This window comes from Gemmatimonas sp. (assembly GCF_041689975.1).
GTDB lineage: Bacteria > Gemmatimonadota > Gemmatimonadetes > Gemmatimonadales > Gemmatimonadaceae > Gemmatimonas.
This window is the reverse complement of record NZ_JBDNFF010000165.1, coordinates 1-3369: the sequence shown is the minus strand read 5'-3', so window position 1 is coordinate 3369 and position 3369 is coordinate 1. Positions and strand designations below refer to the sequence as shown.

Annotated in this window: 4 protein-coding genes; 2 read left to right on the top strand and 2 right to left on the bottom strand. The window is 61.1% G+C overall.

What is annotated here, in order from left to right; genetic code table 11:
- Positions 1-517 precede the first annotated feature (517 nt).
- A complete protein-coding gene (locus ACESNG_RS10775) occupies positions 518-769 on the top strand; it encodes a hypothetical protein (protein ID WP_373068934.1) in 252 nt (83 codons plus the stop codon).
- A gap of 334 nt (positions 770-1103) precedes the next feature.
- A complete protein-coding gene (locus tag ACESNG_RS10770) occupies positions 1104-1373 on the top strand; it encodes a hypothetical protein (RefSeq protein WP_373068932.1) in 270 nt (89 codons plus the stop codon).
- A 188-nt stretch (positions 1374-1561) separates the two neighbouring features.
- On the opposite strand, the gene ACESNG_RS10765 is transcribed toward ACESNG_RS10770, so the two are convergent.
- Together ACESNG_RS10765 and ACESNG_RS10760 are read right to left on the bottom strand one after the other, a co-directional pair.
- On the bottom strand, positions 1562-1726 hold the full coding sequence (locus ACESNG_RS10765) for a hypothetical protein (RefSeq protein WP_373063030.1): 165 nt from the start codon (positions 1724-1726) through the stop codon (positions 1562-1564).
- A gap of 429 nt (positions 1727-2155) precedes the next feature.
- A partial coding sequence (locus ACESNG_RS10760; protein ID WP_373068930.1) for an AIPR family protein occupies positions 2156-3369 on the bottom strand: 1214 nt, incomplete at its 5' end.

The window sequence follows — 3369 nt, the reverse complement described above, 5'->3', positions numbered from 1 at the left end:
CTCCGAAAGCTCATGTGTGGACATTGACAACGTCGCGATTGGCATGGCACATCCGTGACCGTGAACAACGGGTACACTTCGACGATGTACTCCAGCGTGTGGGGCGGCGTCTCGACAACGGGGAGCAAGGCGAGTGCCACGCCACGCTTCGTGGGAAAAGATTTCACCTGTTTCGGGCGGCGGGATTGACGTGGCCGCTGGGCACGCTGATGGGCCATCGGCCCTCGGTGGAATCTTCGTGCAGAACGGCGGCGCCCGCACCGATTACTGATCAGTGCGGCAAATAGTTCTGTATTATCTGCAGTTACGTCCCAACGTTTTGGCATTGGAACGGCGTCCGTTATCGATGTGCTTTGGGAATGGGGTCGTTTTGTCTGGTCTCGACGTGACCGGCGAGGCGCTGCATGGCGGTCGTTTGCGCGGAGGCGCGCGGGACGGTCACGCACAGCAGCACCGGAACCACAGGAGTGGTGGTGCGGCACGCCCGGGTCCGCCAACGCGATGCCGGTATTGATCAGTGTTGCTGTGCTTCGCGAGCTTCGCGCGAACCTGCCGACTCTCCGACAGCTCCGACAGCTCCGAAGCAGCCGCACGCACCGCCGTTCGCGCGAAGTCCGCGAAGATCGCGAAGGCCCGCGAAGCACAGCAACCACAGGAGTGGTGGTTCGACGCGCCCAGGTTCGCCGGCGCGATGCCCGTATCGATCATTTTTGCTGTTCTACGAGAAGCACGCGTAGTACACCGCAAGACGACACTACGCACCAACTAGCGGCCTAGTCAGTAAGCAAATTTCCATGCGGTCGAAGACTTAATTCTGGGTGTCAAATCCGGGATTGTCGAATGCTGGTCGAATTGCTTCGCAGTCTGCGCGGCTCCCGCCGTGTGACATGACTGCCTTTTCCCAGACCGACGCGACTACGACTCGCATCTGGTCGATCGTTGCCTCCGCGTCCGCCGCAGTCGGATGCTCCGCATGTTGGATCGACACGCCGTTCAGGCGTTGCTGCACGCGGGGCAGACGCTCCGCAAGATTGTCCACCAGCTCGGGATCTCACGGCGCACGGTGCAGCGGATTGCGCTGGGGCCGCCGGTGACGACGGTGGATGACGCTGCTCCGCGAGTGGCTCGAGGCGGAGCCGACGCTCCGGCCTGGGGAAGTGCAGCGACGGCTGCGCGCACTCGGCACGCCGCTCGCCCTGTCCACGATCTACCGGCTGCTCGGCCCGGTGCGGGCCACGATCCCCGTCGAAGTGGTGGTCCGCTTCGAGGGCGTGGCGGGCGAGTTTGCGCAGTTCGATTTCGGGGCCACCGACGAGCGCCCCACCACCGACACGCCGACGGCGCGCGTGCGCCCGGAGCAACTCGATCCATAGCGCGACCACCTGGTCGCGGACCGGAACGGGCAACATGTGCCACGCGACAGTGCCGTGGCTGAGGGCGAGATGCGCCTGCACGCTAGGATCAGGACGACGGGCGCCGGAGCACCGGGGACGGGGAGCGCGAGCCATACACCACCTCGGACGTGGAGGACGTGTCACACGCCACGATGCGCGGGGGTCGCTCATGGGCGTCCTCGACGGTCCGCCTCGAGCGGCATGGGGTCAAGCACGCCGTCGAGCAGTCGGCGGAGCGCGACCAAGCCGTCGACACTGGCCCACGGACTCGCCAGCAGCGTGGCCGGCGCAGCGCCGGTCGTCTCCGTCATCCACACCGGAAGGTGCGTCAAGCTGCTATCCGCGATCGTGATGACATACGCGCGCGCTGTCAGCCGTCAGCTCGCGCTCGACCTCGAGCGTCTGGCCGTGCACTGCAAGCCACGGATACTACACCGTGATGCAGAGTTTATGGGCATCACGTCGTGGGTCTCCGGGGCGTCGGTAAAACCCACCTCGCGATCAGTCTCGCCATCACCGCTGCCGAACGCGTACGCCGCGTCTAGAATGCGACGCTCGCGGGTGGCGAGAGAGCGCGGATGACTGGTGGCCGCCTAACAATCGCGCTCTACTGCAGCGGCTCATTAAAGGATGCAGTCAGCGAACGCAGTGAGCAATGACCGTAAACCTTAAAGCCGCTGTCTGCAGCAGCGCACGGTTAGCCAGCGTTGTGCGCCGCGACTGGGTCGGCTTCCGCAGCGAATGGACAAGCACGAAAGGCGTCATCCGGACGCGAGATCGAACACCTGCTTACTCGCACTCGGGTTCTTGAAGAGAACCGCTAGGTGGCGACCGTCATAATGCTTCTTGATTGTGGCAACGCTCTTTGTAAGTGCCTTTTCAAGCATCGAATCAAGCGACAAAGGTTTGAACGTCTTTTGAAACTCTTGAATTGGCCGCCTGAGATTCGCTTGACCGAGCGCCTTGAAGGCAAGGGCCGCCAAGATGAGATTGCCGTGCACGAGAACTCCCCAAGTCGGCCCACTCTTCTTGATTAGGCCCTTCCGCTTCGCATCGATCCAACCATCAATTGCCCTCTGCACAAGCGTCGCGTTGAATGCGCGGGTACCCGTAGTGCTCGGATTGAATAGCGCCTTGTTAGGCGGCTTGGTTAGGTCGTTAAAGAAGCGTCCGAGGCCGGTCTTTACCTGCACTGCCAGACCAGCGTCAGCAGAAGCGCACGCAAGCGCGGTCGTTACTTCGAGAAGCTCACATGACATGGCTGCTGGAGCCGCTTCTTCACTACGAACAAACTGGTAATCAACTCCTTCCATAGACATCTCTTGGCGTAGTCGCAATTGCTCTGGATCTTGCGCAGCGAAGTCTCGCGGCTCAATGCGATTCTGGAGGTTGTTCGTACGAGTCACTTCTTTCCCAAAACCAACAGGCGCTGACTCAAGTACGATCACTCGGATGGAGACACGAATCTTTCCGAGCCTCTCGTCGTCATCGATGCCACCGAGCGAACTAACTGTTTGTGCACCGTTGACGATCGAGGCGCCTGTGAAGGTGAAATTTCCAGCGGTCCGAGAGGCCGCGCCTGCGGGCGCCTTCACGGCTGCGTCTGCGACGACGGTAATTCCGTCATTGAAATACCAGAAGCTCTCAGGTGCAGTTGTCGCCGTAAGGCGAATCTGCGTATTGACGTCAGTCGCACCGAGCGCATGCCGAATATTCGCAGCAACAAGCCTCCGGGCATGTTGCTTCCACCATGCTTTCAGCTGAAGACCGTCTATCAGGCCAAAGTAGGCGGGATAAGGTGCTGACACGTAGGACCAATCGAACAGTTGTGCATCGAGTGATACGTGAACAGCACCGGCGTCCGAAGTGAGTCCGTGGTAGACCGTTTCGAGACCCATCACCTCAGAAGTGGCAATCTGGTTTGGGTCATCTCCGTTGAGCTCCTTGAGCAGCTTTTCGAGCACAGCGGTCCCGT

Excerpts from the sequence above, each read along its gene's own strand:
- ACESNG_RS10770 (WP_373068932.1), top strand. The coding sequence starts at position 1,104 with ATGACGCTGCTCCGCGAGTGGCTCGAGGCGGAGCCGACGCTCCGGCCT.